Origin of the sequence: Luteimonas sp. FCS-9 (assembly GCF_001014645.1) — a bacterium.
Lineage (GTDB): Bacteria > Pseudomonadota > Gammaproteobacteria > Xanthomonadales > Xanthomonadaceae > Luteimonas.
This window is the reverse complement of record NZ_LASZ01000048.1, coordinates 1-1,840: the sequence shown is the minus strand read 5'-3', so window position 1 is coordinate 1,840 and position 1,840 is coordinate 1. Positions and strand designations below refer to the sequence as shown.

At 56.5% G+C, this 1,840-nt stretch carries 2 protein-coding genes; both read right to left on the bottom strand.

What is annotated here, in order from left to right:
• Positions 1–172: 172 nt before the first annotated feature.
• Positions 173–847, bottom strand: a complete 675-nt coding sequence (locus tag WQ56_RS18935; RefSeq protein WP_156170503.1) for an HNH endonuclease — start codon at positions 845–847, stop codon at positions 173–175.
• 487 nt (positions 848–1,334) lie between these two features.
• The coding region (locus WQ56_RS17405) for a TIGR04255 family protein (RefSeq protein ID WP_047138401.1) at positions 1,335–1,840 on the bottom strand (506 nt) is incomplete at its 5' end.

The following is a 1,840-nucleotide window of genomic DNA, read 5'->3' as shown; positions in this document are numbered from 1 at the left end:
GTGTGCTCTTCCGATCTCAGCGCTTCGGCCTGCACGACCTCAAGCGCAAGGGCGGCTCCGACACGCCCGGCACGTTCGCCGAGAAGCAGCAGGCGCTCGGGCTCACCGAGCAGATGATGAAGACCTACGACAAGTCGGTGCCGGAGGTGGCGCCATCAGCCTGAAGTATCGGTCAGCTAGCTACCGTCACTCCAAGCACGGTGTTTCGAACAGGCGGAAGAGGAGCCGATCCATTCTGCCTCGATAGGTCCAACCTGAGTTCCTGCAGCTCAGCCTCAATATCGTTTAGCGCTTCGGAAACCGCCGTATTCGGCCCCGATCGCCGCAGCGCGTCTTCGAATTTAGTCCGCTCCGAGAGCAAGGTCGCAATCTGAGACTCGATGAGACTCATAATTCGAAGCGTACTCCGTCGATACGCCACATTCTCCGGAGAGTTCAGCTCTAGGAGTTCTTCCATATGTAAGCCGCTATCAGACAGAGCCTTGATCTCTCCGCTAGCGGCTTCAAATTTGAGATGGCGAGACATGACGTCATCGCAAGGGTTCACAAACATCGGTTCTGCAGGCGTAGCAGGCCAATAGTTTCCCTTGCGCGAGTTGCAGCCCGCACAACAGTAGTAGAGATTGCTGTACTCGTTGAGCAGCGCGGCAAATCGGCTGTCTGCCTTAGGCCGGAAGTGGTCGACCCCGAAGTTCAGATTAGGCGCAGAAGAGTCCGGCTGGCGGCAGTAAACGCACGTCCGCTGAAACTCTCGACGCACAAACTTCTTGTACGTCTGATAGCGCTTGAATTTTTTGGGTTTGTAAGAGCGAACATGTCGCTCCTGCGGGTAGCGAAAGACCTTCACTTAACAGACTTGAGCAACTCTGCGCGTGCTGCGGAATTCGCACGACTTCGCGCAACAATACTTGCCGAGTTCTCAAGCGCGTTGAGCTGACCCTCGGTAACTCGCGGGGACTCCCGCGCAAGTTTCTGCTCGACCATTTCTATCCGTCGAAGAACCTCGGACGAAGGCTTAGGACTGTTTCGAACCATTCGAAGAAGGGCTATGCGGCGGTTGCCGAGATGCTCCGCTGAACTGGCAGACAGCCTTCCAGCACTGACTGGCTTAGCCTTTTCCCCTATGGCCATGACCATGGGAGTGAATTCAGGAGCGCCGCTAGAACTGTCTCGGACCACAAGTGCTGATCCCATGAAATTATCGGACCGAGCAGGGCTGCCATCACCGATAAATCCGCTATACAAAAACGGCTTCCACGCTTTCGGCGCTCGACGTTCCTGTGCCGGCGTCACCCATGCGGTAACGGGGCTCATGTCCATGCTGTCCATAGCACTCACTTGGTTGCGGAGAGCTGTTCGCGGGCCTTGGGACCAAGGCACCAATCGAAAAGATTAAAGGCTTGCGCGTGAATATCATCGAGCGCCGCGGCAGTGTCTTGTACGGCTACTTCATTCCGATACACGTCAAAATCGAACACATATGTCATGTACTGGTTCTCGGCGCCGGATTGGTCCTCATTGAACCGAAGGCCGTGCTGCAGCAAGCAGCCGCCCCCATCAACAGCCGACGCAATGCGACCACTGTAGTCAGAAACCACTGCAAATGCGTCCGACTGTAGTGGCCCGACAAGGGCGTCGTTTACCCACCCCTCCGCCGGATCGCCATGCACGTCGATCGCGTTGATATATCGGAGGCCGACTCTCGTCCACACGTCAGACTCGATGATCTCCTCGACTGCCGAGACCAATTGCAATACACGGCGCCGCAGATCGGCATAGCCGTCGTAACCTGAGTTCTCGATCGAAACCGAGCTGTGCTTTATCGTCGCCAGCCAACCGC